The organism is Streptomyces sp. NPDC005794 (genome assembly GCF_042871445.1).
Lineage (GTDB): Bacteria > Actinomycetota > Actinomycetes > Streptomycetales > Streptomycetaceae > Streptomyces.
The window spans coordinates 330038-349554 of the sequence record NZ_JBIAIN010000002.1; the positions used below are offsets into that span (position 1 = coordinate 330038).

The 19517-nt window shown below is 72.8% G+C and carries 16 protein-coding genes; all 16 read right to left on the bottom strand.

All coding sequences use genetic code 11. The features are described from left to right. Positions 1 to 142: 142 nt before the first annotated feature. The 16 genes from ACFYQ5_RS03910 to ACFYQ5_RS03985 all read right to left on the bottom strand — a co-directional run bounded on the left by ACFYQ5_RS03910 (position 143) and on the right by ACFYQ5_RS03985 (position 19507). Positions 143 to 1411, bottom strand: a complete 1269-nt coding sequence (locus ACFYQ5_RS03910; protein WP_389192673.1) for an NADase-type glycan-binding domain-containing protein — start codon at positions 1409 to 1411, stop codon at positions 143 to 145. Beyond that, positions 1404 to 1979: a phage tail protein gene (locus ACFYQ5_RS03915; protein ID WP_389192675.1), complete on the bottom strand. Its 576-nt coding sequence runs from the start codon at positions 1977 to 1979 to the stop codon at positions 1404 to 1406. The genes ACFYQ5_RS03910 and ACFYQ5_RS03915 overlap by 8 nt, the downstream gene beginning before the upstream one ends. Next, positions 1976 to 3937 carry a putative baseplate assembly protein gene (locus ACFYQ5_RS03920; protein ID WP_389192678.1) on the bottom strand — a complete coding sequence of 654 codons (1962 nt, stop codon included), beginning with the start codon at positions 3935 to 3937 and terminating at the stop codon, positions 1976 to 1978. The genes ACFYQ5_RS03915 and ACFYQ5_RS03920 overlap by 4 nt, the downstream gene beginning before the upstream one ends. Continuing rightward, on the bottom strand, positions 3937 to 4359 hold the full coding sequence (locus tag ACFYQ5_RS03925; RefSeq protein WP_389192681.1) for a GPW/gp25 family protein: 423 nt from the start codon (positions 4357 to 4359) through the stop codon (positions 3937 to 3939). Before ACFYQ5_RS03925 ends, ACFYQ5_RS03920 begins: the two co-directional genes overlap by 1 nt. Next, positions 4356 to 4679 carry a PAAR domain-containing protein gene (locus ACFYQ5_RS03930; RefSeq protein ID WP_389192684.1) on the bottom strand — a complete coding sequence of 108 codons (324 nt, stop codon included), beginning with the start codon at positions 4677 to 4679 and terminating at the stop codon, positions 4356 to 4358. The genes ACFYQ5_RS03925 and ACFYQ5_RS03930 overlap by 4 nt, the downstream gene beginning before the upstream one ends. A gap of 85 nt (positions 4680 to 4764) precedes the next feature. Then, positions 4765 to 6588 (bottom strand): VgrG-related protein, encoded by a 1824-nt coding sequence (locus ACFYQ5_RS03935; protein ID WP_389192687.1) that lies wholly within the window; start codon positions 6586 to 6588, stop codon positions 4765 to 4767. Beyond that, positions 6585 to 7307, bottom strand: coding sequence for a LysM peptidoglycan-binding domain-containing protein (locus tag ACFYQ5_RS03940; protein ID WP_389192689.1), 723 nt, complete (start codon positions 7305 to 7307; stop codon positions 6585 to 6587). The genes ACFYQ5_RS03935 and ACFYQ5_RS03940 overlap by 4 nt, the downstream gene beginning before the upstream one ends. Positions 7308 to 7388: 81 nt before the next feature. Further along, on the bottom strand, positions 7389 to 7814 hold the full coding sequence (locus ACFYQ5_RS03945; RefSeq protein WP_389192691.1) for a phage tail protein: 426 nt from the start codon (positions 7812 to 7814) through the stop codon (positions 7389 to 7391). 38 nt (positions 7815 to 7852) lie between these two features. After that, positions 7853 to 10711, bottom strand: coding sequence for a hypothetical protein (locus tag ACFYQ5_RS03950; protein ID WP_389192694.1), 2859 nt, complete (start codon positions 10709 to 10711; stop codon positions 7853 to 7855). Between the two features lie 31 nt (positions 10712 to 10742). After that, positions 10743 to 10901 carry a DUF6760 family protein gene (locus tag ACFYQ5_RS03955; protein ID WP_389192697.1) on the bottom strand — a complete coding sequence of 53 codons (159 nt, stop codon included), beginning with the start codon at positions 10899 to 10901 and terminating at the stop codon, positions 10743 to 10745. After that, entirely contained in the window at positions 10898 to 11392 is a 495-nt protein-coding gene (locus tag ACFYQ5_RS03960; protein WP_389192700.1) for a hypothetical protein, read from the bottom strand. Before ACFYQ5_RS03960 ends, ACFYQ5_RS03955 begins: the two co-directional genes overlap by 4 nt. Then, positions 11389 to 11829, bottom strand: coding sequence for a phage tail protein (locus ACFYQ5_RS03965; RefSeq protein WP_389192702.1), 441 nt, complete (start codon positions 11827 to 11829; stop codon positions 11389 to 11391). Before ACFYQ5_RS03965 ends, ACFYQ5_RS03960 begins: the two co-directional genes overlap by 4 nt. A gap of 68 nt (positions 11830 to 11897) precedes the next feature. Then, positions 11898 to 13457: a phage tail sheath family protein gene (locus tag ACFYQ5_RS03970; protein WP_389192705.1), complete on the bottom strand. Its 1560-nt coding sequence runs from the start codon at positions 13455 to 13457 to the stop codon at positions 11898 to 11900. A gap of 139 nt (positions 13458 to 13596) precedes the next feature. Beyond that, complete coding sequence (locus tag ACFYQ5_RS03975; RefSeq protein ID WP_389192708.1) at positions 13597 to 15678, bottom strand: ATP-binding protein; 2082 nt, start codon at positions 15676 to 15678, stop codon at positions 13597 to 13599. Then, positions 15675 to 16382, bottom strand: coding sequence for a DUF4255 domain-containing protein (locus ACFYQ5_RS03980; RefSeq protein ID WP_389192710.1), 708 nt, complete (start codon positions 16380 to 16382; stop codon positions 15675 to 15677). Before ACFYQ5_RS03980 ends, ACFYQ5_RS03975 begins: the two co-directional genes overlap by 4 nt. Then, a complete protein-coding gene (locus tag ACFYQ5_RS03985) occupies positions 16379 to 19507 on the bottom strand; it encodes a hypothetical protein (protein ID WP_389192713.1) in 3129 nt (1042 codons plus the stop codon). Before ACFYQ5_RS03985 ends, ACFYQ5_RS03980 begins: the two co-directional genes overlap by 4 nt. Between the last annotated feature and the right edge of the window lie 10 nt (positions 19508 to 19517).

A 19517-nucleotide genomic window follows, 5' to 3' on the forward strand; every position in this document is an offset into this window, starting at 1 on the left:
GGCCATCCAGACCCTTCGCCGAGAGCGCCCTGGCTGGACCAGCTGCGGGCCGGTCCGCTCGGGTCGGCGGCAGCCGGAAGGGGGCATTGCCGCCCTTGCGCTTGTCGATCAGGAGTTGCACCGGTCGTTCGGCAGTCCCTCCTCAGCCGCGCTGGAAGAACTCCACCTCCGCGAGCGCGATGTGGCGGCCCCGGGCCAGTCCGGCGGGGGAGCTGAGGGTCAGTCGGATGGCCGTGACGTCGCTGATGCCGACGGAGACCGTCTGGGGGCCTGCCTTGTCGCTCAAAGCGATCGGCTTCCGGTGCACGTGCCCGCCCTTCACCGTCACCTCCATGTCCATCTGCAGGGCACGGGCCTCTTCTGCGTACTTCTCGGCGGATTTCGAGGCGCCGTTGGTGATGATCAGGTCGACGAGCCGGAACGGCTTGCCGAAGGTGTACGTCACGGAGGCACCGGATCCGGGCACTGCCCAGTAACGGTTGCTGAGCCCGTCCGTGGTGTCGTCCGCCGGGTGCCCGGGCAGCTGGGCGGTGGCCGTGACGCGGGCCGGGGTCACCGCCTTCGGCCTGCCGAGTTTGTCCCGGGTGTCCTCGAACAGATTCCGTCCGGCCGGGAGAAGCAGGAAGCCTCCCGCGCACAGGGCCACCACCACGGCCAGGGTCACCGCGAGGCGCACCAGGCGTCCCGAGCCCGCACGGGCGCGCCGCCGCAGCGGCCACACGGTCCGCCACCACGGCAGCGGAGTGGACGCGGCGACCGGGGTCAGGGGGGCTGCGCAGCTACGGCAGAAGCGGCGGTGCGGCGGGTTGGGAGTGCCGCAGGCCGGACACGGCACTCCGCTCGCCGTGTCGTTCGCCGCGACGGGCCGGACCACCGCGCGTGGGGCGACCGCCTTGGCGGGCTTGACCGGTTGCGGTGCCGCCGCGCGGGGCGCGGCGGGGGCGGGCGAGCGTCCGGGCGTCGGGCCGGCGGTGCTCCGGGAGGGCGGGTCCGCGGTGGGTCCGTCGACCGTGACTCCTGACCCGGGCGGTTCCGGGGTGGCGCGTGGGGGAGCAGATCGTGGTGAGGTCCCGGTCGCCCCGGCCGCAGACTCCGCGCCGGTGTCCTCGGAGTCGGCCGCAGCCCTGGAGCTGTCGGGGAGCGGCGTCGCGGCCCTCTCGTGCGAGGGAGGCAGGGCGGCATTCGCCGTACCGGTGGACGGGGCGTGAGGTGACTCGGCGGCGGGACCGGACGTACGCGACGCAGGGTCCTCCGTGGGCCGGCCCGCCGTCGGCGGGTGTTCCGGCCCGCCCGGCGTTCGCTCCGTACGCGCTGCCGCGCCGGCCTCCGACCAGCCCAAGTAGCTTCCGCAGTTGCCGCAGAAGTCGTCCGTCGCTCCGTTGGACGCCCCGCACACGGGACATTCACGCATGACGTTGCCCTCCTTCGTCGGCGGGTGGCCCGGACAGCACGTCCACCCGGTACGCGATGTGCACCGGGCACAGGGCCCGGACGAGTTCGTGGACCCGGTCGGCGTCGACCGTCTCCGTCCGGTCGGGCCACACCCGGATCAGGACCTCGTGGGCCGGCGCGGGCGGCAGACCGGTGCCCGCTGTGCGTGACCAGACGGCGGTGCCGTCCCCGCTGACGTCCGCCCGCACGCCGAGGACCAGGCGCAGCGCCTCGACCAGGCCGTGCCGCGTGCCGCGCCGACGGTGCAGTTCCATGGCCCGGACCGCAGCCTCGCGGCGCAGCTCGACCGGCCACCTGGGGTCGTCGACGCCACCCACCCATGAGGCCAGCCAGGCCAGGAAGTCGGTCGGTGCCACCCGGGGATCGAGGTAGGCGGGCAGATTGTCGAGGGTGGCGAACACCGGGGCCAGCACGGTGTCGAGGCCGGCCGTGAACCGCTGGGCGAAGTCGGCGTCGGCGTACAGGGCGGGCAACTGCGCGCCGATGGGATGCCGGCTGGGCAGGCCGGGGACGGCGGCGCGGCTCATCCGTGGCCCCCCGGCTCCGCGGCACTCACGACCACCTGATGCTGGTACGAGAAGACGAGCGTGCCGGCGCCGATGTCGATGCGGTCGACGGGGGAGCCGCGCCGCCCCGTGATCGGATCGGCGGCGAACAGCCGGATGTCGTCCACCAGGACGTCGCCGACGGCGCGTTGCAGCACACCGAACACCTCTCCGTACTGCACCGGCCTCCCGAACGGCCAGCCCGTACCTTCCGTACCGCCGTGCAGGGGATTGAGGTGGCGGAACAGTGCGGCCAGCGCGGCGTCGCGCACCCGGCCGGTGTCACCGGACAGCACGGTGAGCCGGGCCACCACGGTGACGCCTTGGTAGACGGGCGGTTCCACGACCAGCCGGGTGCCGATCAGACGGCGTTCGTCGAGAGCATCGGTGATCGTGGCGAGCACCTGGTCGGAGGGGATCAGCTGCTCGAAGCGGAGCCGGTCGTCGCCCTCGTCGGCGACCGCGTCGGGCACCACCAGAACCCGTACCGCGCCCGGGGCCTCGGCGGCCGGCAGGCAGCGTACCCGGCGCACCGAAGGTGCCGCCTGGCGGGCGATCAGCTCATGGTCCTCCGCGGTCACCGCGCGCTCCTGCATGCGCAACGCCTGCGGAGCGCGCAGCTTCGCGTTGTCGACGGTTTCGCCGGCGACCCCGCCCCGGGCCGCCTCCCGGTTGCCTACACGGGCCACGTACGGCACGGAGCTGCGCAGCACATTGATCGCACCCCGGGCGACGTTGCCCGCCGGGCCGCCACCGGTGCGGTAGCGCGCCACGCGCACCTGGGCCCCCTTGGGGGGAACGGCGCCGCATACACGCAGCGTGCCGTCCACCTCGCGCAACGCCGGAGGAAACGTGAACTCGCCCGTCGTCGCGTTCACCTGCACGTGCCGGTCGGTGGGCTGCGAGCCTCCGAAGTGGTCCACGACGTCCCAGCGCAGCCACCCCTCGGCCGAGGAAACCTCCACCACCGGTGGTGCTCCGTCGAGCAGGACGGGCGGGCGGTCAAGGCGGAAGGTCTGCCCCGCCACCCCCTCCGAGGTGCCCAGCGGTACGTCCGTCACCGTCTCGGCGTGCTCCACCGTCATGGTGCCCCCGATGGTGAAGACGGCGGCCTCGCGCACCGTGGGGGACTCGGAGTAGAACGGCTGGCCAGGCTCCGCCTCGACGACACGGCAGCGCAGCCAGCCCGCCCGCGTCCCCCCGACCACCGACGTCGTGTGCCCGGCCGGTACGTACACGACGATCTCGCCGGGCCGGTTCAAGCCGCCCGTGGTGTCCTCACCGGTCTCGCACCGCTGCCAGCGGCCACCGTCCCAGGCCTCCCACACCAGCGGGGGCTGGCGCGGGTCGACGCCGACGCCCTCGACGCGGCTGTCGAGACGCACCGCGACCACGCAGCGTGGCACGGAGGTCGGCAGGCCGAACAGCAGGGCGTCACCGGGCTCGGGCGCCGCCTGGAAGCACGGTACGTCGCGGCCCTCCGCGAGGGTGCCCGTCCGGTCGGTCTGTTCCCCCGTGCGGGGCGCGGTCACCAGGCGTGTCAGCTCGCTGGGAACGATGTGCAGTTCGGCCGTGGTGGCGAACACCACGGCCTCGCCACTGTCCCCGGTCGCCGTCGTCACCTCGGTGCCCGTGGCCAGGGTCACCGTGTCGGACTGTGGGGCCGACAGCCAGAAGTCGACCTCGGCGCCGGCGGCCGCCGGCGGGAACAACTGAATGCCCAACAGGTCCAGGAACGCCAGGTAGTTCTTGTCCGGGACCCGGTTCAGCCGGTACAGCAGCTGGTCCACGAGGTAGGCGAACGTCTCGATGAGGGTGATGCCGGGGTCGGAGACGTTGTGGTCGGTCCACTCCGGCGCGCGCTGCTGCACGTACCGTTTCGCCTCGTCGACGAGCTGCTGGAACCGGCGGTCGTCCAGATTGGGGGAAGGCAGGACCATCAGATCGCGACCGGTTCCTCGGCCCCCTCCTCGGAGGGGATCGTGTAGAAGGGAAAGACCAGGTTGCGCCGGTCGTTGGTGGTCCGCACCGTGTAGTGCACGTCGATGTAGAGGGTGCCCGCTTCCACGGAGTCGAAGGCCACGACCACGTCGTCGACGGCGATCCGTGGCTCCCACCGCTCCAGCGACTCGCGCACCTGCTGGGCGACCCGGCCGGCGGTGTCACCGCTGCCCGGGGCGAAGACGTAGTCGTGGATGCCGCAGCCGAATTCGGGCCGCATGGGGCGCTCGCCGGGCGCCGTCCCGAGCACCAGCCGGATGGCCTCCTCGATCTCGCGCCCCCGCTCGACCATGGCGATCCCGCCGGTGGGGCCGACCCGCAGCGGGAACGCCCAGCCGCGGCCGATGAACCGGTCGCTCACAGCACGCCTCCGATCACGACGTTCGCAGCGCCAGGGGGGATGATCTGGGCACCGCAGACCGCTTTGTCGCCCACTCGCGCGGCGGGGAGCCCGCCGATGAGGACCTTGTCGCCGACAAGGCCGGCCGGGTTGGGCTGGAGCACGTTGAGAGGGCCCGTGGCCGCGTGCGGCGGGACCGCGCAGACGTGCAGGCTGCCCACGACGGCGGCCGGGCGGCCACCGATCAGCACGCGGACCACCGCAGCGGCGGCCGAGGGGGGCGGGGTGGTGATCCGGCCCCCGTGAGTGGTGGCATCGCCGGAACGGGCTACGGCTGGCATCGGGTTACTCCTTGAGGAATGCGGTCGGCTGTGGCGCCTGGAACGGCCTTGGGGCACGGCACGAGCAACTGTCGTGACGGGATCGTCAGTTGATCTTGATGAGCTTCGCCTTGAGGATGCCGAGCAGGCCGCCGTCGACGGTGACCTCCGTCTGTGCGGCCACCCCCACCTTGCGGCTGCTGATGTCGACCCCCGCCGAACCCCTGATGTCCACCCTGCGCCCCTTCACGGTCACGGTTCCCTCTCCGGCGTCCAGGGTGATGTTCTTCCTGTCCAGGACGACGGAGGTCGCGGCGCGCTTCGGCCCCGCGTACACGGTGATCTCGATCCGATCCCGGCGGTCGTCCATGCGTACTTCGAGGCGCTCGTCCCCGGTCACCAGGCGCAGCCCCGACGGGCCCGGTGCCGCGGCGTCCAGCAGTTCCACGCGGTGCCCTGAACGTGACGCCACAGAACGGCGGTTGACCTTGCCGCTCGTCTTGTCGATCAGCGGCACATCGTGTGGCGAGGGGGTGTCGACGCCGTTGTAGAGGCCGCCGATGACGTACGGACTGTCCAGCAGCCCCTGCTCGAAGCCGACGAGAACCTCATCGTTGACCTCGGGGCTGACCACGCCGCCACCGCCCTTGCCGCCCCACTGCACGGTGCGGACCCAGTCGGTGACGTACATGTCGTCCAGCCAGGGGAACTTCAGGCGGACGGCTCCGCGTTCCGAGCCGTTCGGTTCGCGGACGTCCGTCACCACCGCGATGGCCAGGCCGGGGATGCGCGGGCCGCGGCCGGGTGCGTTGGCACCGGTGACCAGGCCGGTCAGCGACCGGTCGGGGCTGGCACTGACCCACAGCGTGGTCCGATAGCCGCTGTGCGGTTCCAGGACGTGCTGAACGGCTGTGGCCGTGTACCGGCCGGAGAACGCCGTGCCCACGTTGCCGAGCGCGATGGGTGTGCCCGCGCGCAACATGGGGTTGCCGTCGGCCACTGCCTCCAACTCCGCGTAGTGCGAGCTGATCTGTTCGGCAGTGGCCCGTGCGACCGCCGTCGCCTCGGCCTGCGTACGGTACGGAGTGTCGGTGACGGTCACCTGCGTCGACTTGCCGAACCGGGCGACGGACGCCGGGTTCAGCCCCGGCACCACCGTGCCGCTGACCACGGACGCCTGCTCGGCGACCAACGGCCGCTTGGTGGTGGTGTCCCAGCCGCGCACCTGAACCTTCGCCGCAGCGTCCGCGACCGACAGCCCGGCCCGCAGCGCCAGCAGGTTCCGTCCGTACTCCAGGACCAGCGGATCGCTGGTGGCCGGTGTCGACGGCGCCGGCGCGCCGGACGCCCTCAGCGGCCGGGTGAACTGCAGCTTGCCCTTGTCGTCGATCCGGACCTGCGCGCCGCTCTCGCCCGCCAGGTACTGCAGGAAGTCCCAGTCGGAGACGTTGGCCTGCGACAGCTGCTCGTGCGTGACGGCCGGTGCCTCCACCTTGCCGCAGGCCAGGCCGGCGTCGGCCGCCACCTTGCGGACGATCGCCGCAGTCGTCATGTTCCGGTACGCGATCACCTTGCGGCCGCGCTGCAGGCGGTGGGCCTTGGAGTAGGCGCGTAGGACGGTGAACGTGCCGGTGCGGTCCCGGTCGAGCTCGAGGGCGGTGACCTCGCCGTCGAATAGTTGTTTGCGCGCCTGCCCCTTCACGGTCACCACCGAGACCCGCAGAGGCGTGCCGATGGTGATGTCGGTCGCGCCCAGGAACTCGTGGTCGGGGTCCCGGTAGGTCAGCACCGCGGTGTCCGGCAGGCCGACGTTCTCGTCCACGACGCAGCTCACCAGCTGAGCAGCCCAGGCCGGCGGCAGTTCGCCGGGTGCCTCGATGACGGGGTCGGCCGCGAACGACCGGCCTCCGCCGGCCTTGGACGGGCTCATGAGTCCTCCTCGCCGTACGCGTCCCCTACGCCGGGCACCACGAGTTCGGTGCCGGGCCGAAGGGCCATCGGGTCGTCGATGCCGTTCGCCTCCGCGATGGCCCGCCAGGCGGTGGCGTCGCCGTACTCGCGCCAGGCCAGCATGGCCAGGCTGTCGCCTGCCACCACCGTGTGTGTGCTGCGGGCGGTGCGCGCGCCCGACGTGGGGTTCTGTCCCGCCGGGTCGACGCTCGCTTCCTCTATGGACAGCGAACAGGTGGCCCGCAGCGGCTTTCCGTCCACGTCGAAGAGTGTGTACGACACCGACAGGCTGGACAGGACCCCGTCGAACGATGTGGTGCGCGCCGTGCCCCACTCGAACCGCACCCAGGGACTCGCGGGCTTCTTGCGGCTCAGGCTCGCCGGAGTCGGCACGCATGCCTTCATCAGCTTCTCCACCGCCTGTTCCACGGAGTTGTCATGAGTGGCGGTGGCATCCAGGAACACCTCGAGGCTCAACGTGCGCGGGCCGCTGCCGACGAACTCCGGGAGCGCGGACTGGCCTGCCATGCGGGAGGGGGTGCGGCGCCACTCGGTGGACTTGCTCAGTGCGAGCGTCGAAGGGTTGAACTGGAGGTTCAGCTGCGCGATCGTCCCGCCCGGCCTGGCCCCCACCGAGGTCGGCGGTTCCTTGAGGGTGAGCTGGGCCCTGGCCCGGCCGGCACGGACGGCTGGAGACATGGTGTGCGTTCCTTTCCGGAGCGGGCTCGGACGACGGCGAGGGAGGCGAACTGCTGTCTGTGGCACGGAACATGAGACGCTTCAGGACGGTGTCAACCCCTGATGGGCGATCTCCAGGGTCTCCACCGCCGCCTGGGAGTCGGCCGGGTCGAAGGAGGGCCCCTGCCACCGCACGGGAACGATGCCGTACACCTGCCAGCTGATGATCCGGGTCAGGTCGGGCCGCAGCGCCACGATCTCGCCGTCCTTGGGCTCCACCCGCTGCAGCGTCTCGTCCAGCCAGCGGCCGATCTTGGCCGTGTCCGTCGTGACGGGACGGGTGAGGGTGATGTTCGTCCAGGTCACGCGCCCGGGCAATTGCCAGGTGAAGCCGTTGTTGCCGCCCTCGGCGTAGCTCTCCATCTCGACCTCGGCGCCCATGCCGGAGCAGGTGTGGAAGGCCCCCAGGTCGTTTCCGCCGATGGCGAGCCGGAAGAACACGCTCGTCGCGAAGATGTTGTCCGTCATCAGTCCGTCGTCCCTCGTCCGTTCCTCGTCCGTTGTTCTCAGCGGCGGCCGTCGAAGGGCCTGCCCGTCCGTTCCCGGCCGCGCCGCAGTTCGGTGCGCAACAGGCGGGCCACCGGGTCGAGCAGGCGCCTGGCCAGATCATCCAGATCGGCTCCTGCGATCTGTGCCGCCTCGTCGTGCGAGCCGGTGTGACGGGCTCCCTGAGGGGCGGACTTCAGCCCCTGTGCAGGTGAGGCGGTGGTCGCGGCTCCGCCCGTGTGCTCCCCGCCGGCGGGCGGGCCGGGGTCGCGCTGGACGATCGGTGGGGCAGGGGACGACGGCGCCGCCCGCAGCGCGTCCGCCGGCTTCGAGGGCGCCGCCACCGAGGGTTGGACGGTGGGCAGGTGGGACTGTGGTGCGGTCACAGGCAGGGGACGCGCAGGCGCGGAGCCGTCCGGGCGGGCCACCGGCACCACGCGTGGTCGCGCGGCGGGCGCCGGGCGTACGACACGCGGTGGGGTGGCAGCGGCAGGGGTGCGCTGGACCCCCGGAACCGGCGGGACGCCGTACGGGGGGCGCGAGCCGCCGGCCGGCGCACCGCCGCTGTCGGCCGAGACCGCCTCACGGGGCCAGCGCGCCGCGACCACGGGGCGGGAACGGGTGGGGGAAGCGGGAGGAACGATGGCGTCCGCCCTGCCGGTCCCGGTGCTGGTGGTGAGCGGTCGCGCTGCCAGGAGCCGGACGGTGGGCCGTGCCGGTGGCGCCGCCTGGGGGACGGGGCCGGCGCCGGCTTCCGGATCGGCAACGGCGCGTGCGACGACCATGTGGACCGGACGGTCATGGCGTGTGGCGCCGCCCGGGTCCCCGACGCCGGTGCCCTGCGGCGCCGGCGACCTGCCCGGCTGCTCCGTGCCGTGCGCCGTCCGGCGTTGTACGAGGGCATCGGGGACCCCTGACGAGCCGGGCGTGCTGGTTGCTCCGGCACTGGGCGCACCGTCGGCCTTCCCGGCGTCCGGCTCCGGGGGCGGCCCCAACAGGGGGGCCTGTCGCGGGCGGCCGGTGGACGGTGCCTCCGGATGCGGGACACCGGCGGATCCCGGTGCGGCTGGAGCGGGCGGCACGCCCGCCGGGGCGCGCTGCACGGCGGTGCGCGAATCCGGTCCGGAAGCGCGCGCGGTACGGGAGCCGGGTAGCAGATCGGCGCTCGGCGGCAGCGCGGAGAGGGGCGGCCCCAGCCCGGTGCGGCGGGGCCCGGACTGCTGAGGGGCGGACCGGTGTGCCGAGCCGGCCCGGCTGGTGCCGGCGGACGGGCCGGACACCGGCGGTGCGGCGGGCGCACTGTGCCCGCCGCCCTCGGACCGCACCTCCCGCCGGTCGGTGGATTCCTCCGACTGCCTCTGCACGACGGGCAGCACGGGGCCGGACGCCCGGCCCGTAGCGGCGCCCCGAGGGTGCGACTCCGTTGCGGTGGGTGGGAGGGGGCCGGGCAGCGGGGCGCCCAGCGGAGGGCGGCCGGGCGCACGTCGGGCGGGTGTGCCGGTACCGGACTGCACGCTCTTCGCGGGGGTGGCTGCGGGAGCACCGGCCGAGCCGCTCCGTGCGTCTGCCGTGGGGGCGGCGGGACGCACCACGGACACCCGGCGCACCGGTCCGGCCGTGCGCCGGGCGACGGTCAGGGAGCGGCCCACCGGGCGCGGGCGGACGGAGGGCCGGCCCGTACCCGGGCCGGCGGAGCCCGAAGGGCCAGGCTCGGACTCCCGCTGCACGGCGGCGGCCCCGGTGGCCTTCGTACCGGATCGCGGTGGTGCCGTGCGGCCGGGCGACGTCGCCCTCCTGCGGTCCACAGGGGCAGCGACCCCGGACGGGGTCACTGTGGCGTGGGAATCGGGAACCACCGCGACACGGCGGACCAGGGGGAAGCGAAGGGGGCTCGGCGCGGGGGCCGCGTGGCCGCCCGGCGCGCCGGTTCTCCGCACGGCGGCCGTGCGCGCGGCCGGCTCGGTGGTGTCCAGCACCGTGGCGGTGTGCTCGAACGCGAGACCACGTTGCCCCTGGGCTCGCGCGGATGCGGCGAACGGAGCGGTGTGATCGGAGCGGTCCGCAGGCTGACGTCCGCTCACTGTGAACGAGGAGCCGGACGCCGACGGGGTCCCGGTCCTGTTCTGCGGGCCGTTCGCCATGCGCCCGCCGCCAGGGGCGGCGGGTGACGGGGCCGGGCCCGGGGACTGGTTCTCGCTCCGTGTACGACGTTGTACCAGCGGTGTCTCGCGCTGCTCGCGTACGAGCCTGTCCGCGGAGCCGCTGTCACCGGTGCCGGACACCAGGGCGTCCGGCGGCCCGTCGTCGTTCCGTGTGCGTCGCTGGACCTGCGGGCGCTCCCACGGTGGCGTGGGAGCGGCTGCGGAGCCGGCGCCCGAGGGGGTGGTGTCCTGCCCACGGCCGTCGAACCGCGCTGCCGCAGACCGGGGGCCACCCGTCGGGGCAGTGCCCTCATGTCGCGCTCCCGGCAGGACCGGCGTCGGCGAACCGCCCTCTGCCGCACCGGACACGGCCTCCACCCCGGCGGGCGACAGCGCGCGCAACAGCAGCGGGCCGCCTCCGCCGTGGGAGGCGGGAGCCGAGGTCGCCGGACGGGTGACCTCGTGCATGAGGCCGCCCGGAGCGGACGCCAGCAGGCCGTGTGCGAGGCCCGTGTCGAACGACGGGTCGCGCCACGCGGCCAGGCCCGCACGGAAGGCGAGGCCGTCACTGACGGCCATGGGAGTGCGGGCCAGGGTGAGTTGCGGCGGGGCGGTGCGGCGCCAGCCGCCGTCCCAGCCGACGGGCACGGTGGACGCCTGCACGGCAGGGTCCGATTGCTCCCCTGCGTCGACCGAGCTCCGGACGGCCGGGGTGTACGGGCCGGCGGCGCGGCGCACGCGACGCACTCTGTCCCGCCATGTCATGCGCTCAACCGCCTTCGTTCACACGGGTGTTGATGCGGGCGATCTCGGTGACCCACTTCTGGCGTTCGCCATGGGTCAGGTCGAGGACCTCCTCGCGCGGCCAGTGGAAGTGATAGGCGACGTACGCGATCTCCTCCCACAGCCGGGGGAGGGCGTACGTCACGATTCCCCCAGGCGCCCACCCGAGAGGTCGACCTCGAAGCCGCCCTCGCAGTGCGGGCAGGTGACGGCCGCACGGGTGTGTCCCTCACTGTTGACGCGTCGGTAGAAGTCCTGCAGGAAGGCGACGTCGGTCGCGTACATCCGCTCCACGACACCGACGTGCACATCGGTGACCGTCCCGATCCTGGTGATCACCTGACTGAGCAGCACCACGCTCAGGTAGGCCGGGTTCTCCTTGACCCGCAGGTCGATCTGAGGCCGCAGCTCGTCGCGGGCCGTCGCCAGGCGCATGGCACCGTGGCGGTGCACGGTGCCGGTCTCGTCGACGTAGCCGCGCGGCAGCTCGAACTCGAACTCGGTTCGCAGGCCGTGGTCCTGGCGGGCTGCGGGTGCGGCGGGGGGAGGCCGGACCGCCTCTCCGGCGTCCGCTGTGGGCGCGGTGGCCTGGAGGATCTCGTCCAGATTGCCGGCTGTGACCGTACGGCGCCTCATTCGACGATGATCTCCTCGAACACGATGGTCACGGACTCGGTGGCCGCGGAGGATTCGCCCGCCTTGAGCGAGGGGCCCTCCCACTTCGAGGCCCAGCCCTGCATCAGCTGGATGCGGCGGACCGTCTCCCCGGTGGAGTCCTTGATCTCGATGGTGAGGTTCTGCCGCGCTGTGTCCACGGCCCCGTTGTTGAGGGTTTCCTTGATCCATTTGGTGAACTCGCTGCTCTGGTCGAGTCCCCGGGTGATCGTGATCTCACCGGCCTGGCGGGCACCCGGCTGCTTGCGGATGATCTGCTTGCCCTCCGCGCTGACCTGCCGGACCTCGACGACCTCCTCCTCGACGGTCAGTCCGCTGATCTCCTGGATCGATTCGACCAGGTAGCCGCCGAGCTGCACACCGAAGATGTGGGTGGAAAGAGCATCGCCCTCTGCCATGACTGTCAGTCACCTTTCCTGTATTCGCTTGGCCCGGAGGTGCCCGGGCCGGATGGCGGAGCCGTGGCTCACTCGTCGACGAGGCTGGTGCTGTCGGAGAACTGGGCGAGCCGGAACACCACGAACTCCGCGGGCTTGACGGGTGACACGCCGATCTCGCAGACCACACGGCCCTGGTCGATGGACTCCTGCGGGTTGTTGTCGCGGTCGCACTTCACGTAGAAGGCTTCCGTGGCCGTCCGCCCGAACAGCGCGCCGCGTCGCCACTCCTCGGTGAGGAACGCGCTGACGTTGCGGCGGATGCTCGACCACAGACGGTCGTCGTTCGGCTCGAAGACCACCCACTGGGTGCCCAGGAGGATGGATTCCTCCAGGTAGTTGAAGAGGCGGCGCACGTTCAGATAGCGCCACGCCGGGTCGGAGGAGAGGGTACGGGCGCCCCAGATCCGGATGCCCCGGCCGGGGAAGGCCCGTACGCAGTTCACACCGATCGGGTTCAGCAGGTCCTGCTCACCCTTGCTCAGCCGCAGGGCCAGATCGACGGCGCCGCGGATCACCTCGTTGGCGGGGGCCTTGTGCACGCCACGTTCGGCGTCGCTCCGGGCCCACACACCGGCGATGTGACCACTGGGCGGGACGGTGGCGTTGCGCCCGGTGGCCGGGTCGAAGACGCGCACCCACGGGTAGTAGAGGGTCGCGTAGCGGGAGTCGTAGCCTGCCTCGTCGTTGCGCCAGGTGCGGACCTGCTGCGCGGACAGGCCGGGCGGGGTGTCCAGGACCGCCACTCGGTCGCCCATCTGCTCGCAGTGCGAGATGACGGCGAGCTGCACCGTGCGCAGACCCTCGTCGTCGATGTCGCCGCGCTCGTAGGAGCTCATCAGGTCCGGTACGGCGACCATCGTGATCTCATCGATGGTCTCCAGGCCGCCGAACCCGGTGCGGGCGCCCGCGTCGCCGACGTACTCCGCCGGGTCGAACCGGGCCGGCCCGCCCGACGCGGCGGAGGCGGGAGTCACCGGTGCGTCGGGGACCGCCACCGTCTGCGCCGATGGCCTGCTCTGGGTCGCGCCGCGCTGCTCCGTGACCTCGATCAGCTTCGAGGCGCGGGCCTGCTGGGGGAGGTAGCCCTTGATGTTCTTGCGGGTGGAGGCGTCGTAGGTCTCGGCCACCTGGTCGCCCAGGCGGACCAGCACCCTGAAGCGGTCCTCGGGCGGACTCTCCCCCTCGGGCTCGGCGATCTCCACGGACACATCGCTCACGCCGGGCCGGGCAGCGATGAGGAAGCCGCCCAGTTCCACCGGTGGCGGTACTTCGTTCTGCGGTGCGGCGGAACTGGTGACGGCGGGGGCGGACGTGTCGTCCGGGGATCCCCCGACGCGGACGATGTACGCGGAGCCGCCGCCGTTGGCGAAGTACCCGTAAACGGCGTGCGGCAGATAGGTGCCCTGGGTGAAGCCGCCGAACTGCAGGGTGTACTGGTCCCAGCTGGTGACCAGCGTCGGTGCGTGGAACGGGCCGTCCTCGGCGAAGCCGACGAAAGCGGCGACGGCGGTGCCGACCCCCTCGATGGGGCGAGCACCGGACTGCACCTCCTCCATGTACACACCTGGGGTGAGGTACGTCGGCATGCTCGCTCCTTCGCTGTCCTGCGGTCGGGGTCCCGCTCAGCCTTTCCGCCGGTCCGCGGTGACGGCAGAGGACTTCGGGCCCTGCCGAGGGCAATCGCCCTGCCCGTCCGGACGCGTGCCCCGGGGCCCTGGGTGCAGCTCAGACGCCGGTGACCTGCGCCAGGTAGGGGCCGAACTCGACATCGAGCACCAGCCGGCCGAGCTTGCGGTACTCCTGGGCGACCGCGGACACCACCTGACGCATGGTCAACGGAGTGCCGGACTCGGCCGACAGGTAGGCGGCCGTCACCGCGCACGCCCGGATCGAGCCGCCGGCCAGTTCGAAACGGTCCGCGCAGAAGCCGAGATCGAGATCGTCGGCGCGCGGCAGCCGCTCGCCCAGACACCGTTCCCACAGGGCCAGCCGCTGGGCCGTGTCGGGCATCGGGAAGTCCGCCACGATGTCCAGGCGCCGGGTGAACGCCTCATCCAGGTTGGCGCGCAGATTGGTGGTCAGGACGGCGATCCCGTCGAACGACTCCATACGCTGCAGCAGGTACGCCGACTCGATGTTGGCATGCCGGTCACGCGCGTCCTTCACGTCCGAGCGCTTGCCGAAGATCGCGTCGGCCTCGTCGAACAGCAGTACGGCGTTGATGGCCGACGCCTCGGTGAAGATCCGCTCCAGATTCTTCTCGGTCTCCCCGATGTACTTGTCGACGACCGTGGACAGGTCCACCACGTACAGGTCCATGCCGAGATCGGCGGCCACGACTTCGGCGGACATCGTCTTGCCGGTGCCCGACTCGCCTGCCAACAGGGCGATCACGCCACGGCCCCGGCCACCGCCCGGCCGCATGCCCCACCCGCCGAGTACCTGGTCGCGATGGTGGGCGCGCACGGCGAGTTCACGCAGCCCGCGGTGGGTCTGCGGCGGCAGCACGAGGTCGTCCCAGCCCACCGCGGGCTGCACCCGCCGGGCCAGCCGGGCCAGACCCGCCCCGTTCTGCGCCCGCACAGCGGCGCGCAGATCGTCGGGACCGACCGGTCGGCCGGCGAGAGCGGCCGTGCGGCCGGCCACGTCGGCGGCACGCCGCAACTGCCCTGCGTCCAGGCGGTGCGCGGCCACGGACCGGGCGAGCACGTCGGCGTCCTCCACCGGCTGCCCGCCGTCGGTGGCAGCCTCCAGTGCGTGCCGCCACCGCGAGACCCGCTGGTCGGGAGAGGGGGGACCGACCGTCAGGGTTACGGGCGTACGGGCCGCCCATGCCGGATCCCAGCCGTCCGAGCCGTACGTGAACAGGGGGTTCCCCGACAGTGCCGAGCACAGCGTGCGCAGCATGTGTGCCCGCTCGGAGGGCTTGTCGGGCAGCACGTCCAGCGGGCCGATGACCACCCCGGTACCTGACAGGCGTGCATCGAGGGCAGCCGCCCGCGCCAGCTCGGGCAGGTCACCTGCGCGTCGGGCCAGCGCCGCCGCGTCCAGGACCAGAGGGGGACGTCCGGACGCGCGCAGAGCGGCTCCCGCCAGGCCCTCGGGGGCGCCGCCGACGGCCCGCAGGTGCACATGACCGGTGCGGGCCGCGGCTGCGGCCCGCCGGACCAGCGCCGGGTCGAGGGCCGGATCGACGGTGTCCGCACCGAGCACGTCCAGGAGTCGTACGTCGGGTGCGGAACTGCCGAGGAGATGCCCGGTGACCCGGTCGGGAACCGTCAGCACCCTCGACAGCGGAGGCCGGTCGGGCTCGGTGACCTCCACCAGACCGCCCGCGAGCAGCGGCGCACCGGGGGAGAGTCGGAACCGGCCGGAGGACATCCCCGTGTGCCCGCACAGTTCCAGTGCGAGGCCGGCCGTGGGACGTCGGCGCGTGAGATCGTCGTTGAGATAGCCGTAGAGCCGCTCGAACCGGGAGTCCAGGTCCGGTGCCACGGCGATCAGGAGCAGATCCACATCCAGTGGTGACAGTCCGAAGACCCGGGCCAGGCGCTCCAGGACGGACCCGGGCGGCGGATCTGCGGACGTCAGCGCGGGCAGGCCGAGTCCGCCCGGCTCGTCGAGGATCCGGGCGACCGCGTCGGGAGTGAGGTACTGGCCCCGGTAGGGGTCGTCCGGGTCGGGATCAACGGCCCGCCTGGCCGCGACCGTCCGCCGCACCCGATCCTCCACCACCTGCAGCCGCTGCCACAGGAAGGGAACGCGGTCCTCGTCCGGCGGGGTGGTCGGCTCCACGGTGTACGTCACGGCTGCCGGTCTCCTCGTCGTCGGCGCCGCGCGGGAGCCGGCTGCCGTTCTCTGGAGCCCCCGAAGCCGTTCGGGCCCGGATCGCTCACTTCGGTGTAGCGCAGGCGGCGGGCCGGCTCCGTGTCGTCCGGGTCGGCCCGCGGCACAGAGCGGACGGTCAGCCCTTCGGTGACCGGCGGGGCGGCGACCTCCCGGATACCGGCCAGCGGGGCACGGACCCGTACCCCGAGCGAAGGTTTCAGCTCCCCGCCGAGGGCGGACCACACGTCGGACGCGGCAGGGGCGTCGAGCCCGGTGCCGCCCGCGTCCAGGCCCACGATGAGGCCGAGTTCGGCGAGCGAACCGGTCAGCAGGTCCGGCGCCAGGGTGTCGGTCGAGACGAGGCAGGCCAGCACCTGGGAGAGCAGACGGTGTTCGTCCTGCGGCCGGCCCGCCCACGCGGTGACCAGATACGTCAGCTCGAACCAGCGCGCGGGGGCGCGGCGCATGACCACGAACCCGTCCGCGTCGTACACCTCGCCCGCGCTGCTGCCGCGCCGCGAGTTGTCCTCGCGGATGTCGTACAGGAACACGCAGACCGTGGGGGCGCTGCGACGGGCCGCCCAGTCGCTGGTGGGCGCGTCGAAGACCACCTCGATGCCCGATGCCGTGAGCCCGGACTCGCCGAGCAGACGCCGCAGCGCCTCGTCCACCTCGTGGATCACCGGCGCGTCACCCCGTACGGCGGCTGCACGCTGCCGTTGACCACCAGGAAGTCCGTCTTCACCGGCGAGAAACCGGGGCCGCTCGCGGTGATCACGCGGGGGCCCGTCGCGTCCTTGGCGAGGATGAGCAACTGGCCGATGAACGTGCCGTCCGGCATCGGTACGGTCGGTGCCGCCGCGGCGGTGATCCCCGGCTTCCAGCGGAACCGCACCGGCACGCCGGGCGGGAAGTCCTCGCCGCGCACCGAGGTCACGAAGCCGGGCTTGCCGATCGGCGGCACCGCGACGATCCGCGGCTGCAGGATGCTCAGCCGCTGCCGGGCGGTGTTGTCGCCGAGGTCGGCGTCCGTGCCGGTCGTCGTCAGTTCGCCGGTGACCCGAGCGGTGAGCGCCTTCCTCGGGCTGAGCACGACCTGGAGCCCGGTGCGAGCGCCCGGCGCCAGATCGGGCAACGCGCACACCCAGTTGGTGTCGCAGCCCGCGGGCGGCCCGTTGTTCGGTACCCCCGCGGGCAGACCGAGGCGCAGGCGCAGACCGGTGGCCAGTGCGTTGCGGCCGTTGCGGACCGTGTACGTGACGACGACTCGGCCGCCGACGTAACCGGGGTTCGGCTGCGTCGTGACGCGTACGCCCGGTCCGGCCTTCGGAGCAGGCGGCTCGGCAGGCGGGGGCGGCGGCGGGGCCGGAGGCCCGGTCGTGGGCGGGGTCGGGCCCGGTGTGGGGCCGGGCGGCTCGGGTGCCTCGCCCACCGGCACCGTGGTCCGGTCGGCGTTGTCGCTGGGATTCGGGTCGAGCACGGCGCCGGTGACCGACCAGTCGACCGGCTGATCGCCCGGCGTGACACCGGTGAGGGTCACGGTCACGGGGACGGTGTCACCGGGCGGGACCACACCCAGGTCGCAGGTCAGGGCGGCGGCGTCGCAGTCGCCGCCGGGGGCGGATAGCCCCGTGACGCCGACGCCCGGGGGCGGGGCGACGGTCAGCCGGGTGCCGGGGGAGGCGGCGGGGCCGTGGTTGACGACGTCGACCTGGAGCGTGCCGGTACGGCCGACAGCGATCTCCCCGGACGTATCGGGCGCCCGCACCGCGAGATCCACGGACTGCTGCACGCTCGGTTCCTTCTGACGGCCCGGCAGTGTGTGGGTGAGCGGCGTCATGGCACCCGAGTCCACATCCACCAGCTGCAGCTTCTCCGGGCTGTTCGTGGCCGCCTGGGCGCGGGAGCTGAGCACCAGGCTCCGGCCGTCCGCAGTCCACGCGGCGTCCCGGGGCTGGTACGGCCCGGAGGCCGTGGTGTCGGGAAGCCGGCGGCCGCAGGCACCGGGCAGACCGCGTGCGGCGTCGGGCAGAAGGACGCGGCAGTCGTCACCCTCCACCGAGGTGAGCAGGATGCCGTTGCGCTCGTCCACTCGGCCGGCGCCGTTCTTCCGGTTGAAGGCGATCGTGGTTCCGTCCGGCGAGAAGGCCGGACTGTCGTCGATCACCTCGCAGGCGCCGGGGCAGTCGGCCGCGCTCAGATCGTCCTGCTCGTCCAGACGGTCCAGACGGTCCACCGGCACGGTCCAGATGTGTTTGTTGCCGCCACCCCCTTCGATCACCTGCTCGCGGGTGAAGGCCAAGGTGGTGCCGTCGGAGGACCAGGTGGGCTGGGCGTCGCCCCCTCGGACCTCCCCGGCGGGCGGGGTGATTTCGTCGCGGAGCTCGCCGGTGACGGCATCCGCGATCAGAATGCGGCTGGGCCCGGCCGCGTCGCCGACACCACCGGGCGACGTGCGTGTGAACGCGAGGAGCGTGCCGTCGGGAGAGAACGTCGGGTCGGTGTCCCAGTCCCCGGCCCCGCGTCCCGCGAGCGGCAGGAGCCGTGCGTTCGAGCCGTCGGCGTTCACGGTCCAGATCTGCTCGATCCGTCCCTCGGACGTGTCCTCGAAACGGGTCACCACGATCCGCCGGCCGTCGGGTGTGTAGTTCTGCCGCTCGGTCCACGGGTCGTACCCGGCGGCGGGCTCGAACAGCGGGTCCTTGGCCGGGTCGGTCTCGGTGTCGGCCGCAGGGTCCTCCTTGAGGATCGTCAGGCCGAGGTCACGGGGGTCGGAACCGTCCGTCCGCACGTCCTGGAGGGTCACCACGTGAGGTCCCGACGCGGACGTACGATCCACCACCGCCGTCCCCCCGTCGAGCGGACCCAGCCAGGTGACCGACCCGACCTCGCGATCCTCGCTCAGCACCAGCGAGGGCGTCTGCGCCGAGTGGGCCGGCACCCGGAACACATGGTCCCAGTCGCCCTCGCAGTCACAGGTGCGGTCCGGGCTCAGGAACAGCACACCGTCCCCGTCGGGCAGCCACGCTGCCCCGTGGGTCTGCCAGTCGGCCTGGGCACCGGACAGCAGCGGACCGCCGCCCCCTCCGCCGCCGGCGGTCCAGCGCAGGCGCGGTCCGTCGGAGCCGGTCGCGGTGTACGCGATGATGTCGCTGTTCTCGTCGTCGTCCACCGGGTTCCAGGCGGGTTCGCTCCCCGTGCCGTTCGCGGGCCCGGTGACGCGTTCGGCGGTGCCGCCCCGCAGGGGGCGTACGTAGATCTGCTGTCCCGTGACCGGATCACTGTCGCTGGAGTAGGCCAGGCGCTGCCCGTCCGGCGAGAGGGTCGGGCTCTCCTCGTTCGCGGGAGTGTCGGTCAGCCGGGTCAGGCCGGTCCCGTCGGTCCGTACCAGCCACAGGTCGCGCTGGGTACCGCCCCCGGCCCGGGGCTCGGCGGAGTCGAACACGACTGCCCGGCCGTCCGGCGTCAGCCGGGGATGTGCCGCGTCGCGACCGCTGGTCAGACGGCGTACCGACCCGTCCGCGGCCCTCAGGTAGATCTGCGGATTCTTCTCGTCGCGGCGGCTCCCGAAGACCATCATGTCGCCCAGCGCCGCTGGTTGTACGTCGAGGTGGGCCGACCCCTTGCCGAACAGAGCCGTACTGGACGTGGTCGTCGCGACACGACCCAGGCTGCGGTGCCGGGTACCGGCGTACGCGATCCGGGTGGTGGCCGCGTCAGCCGCCACGGCGTCGGCCTCGGCGGGGCCGGGGCCAGGGCCTGGGGCCGATGCGGCAGCCAGGAGGGGGACCAGGAGGAGCAGCGACATGCTGGATCTC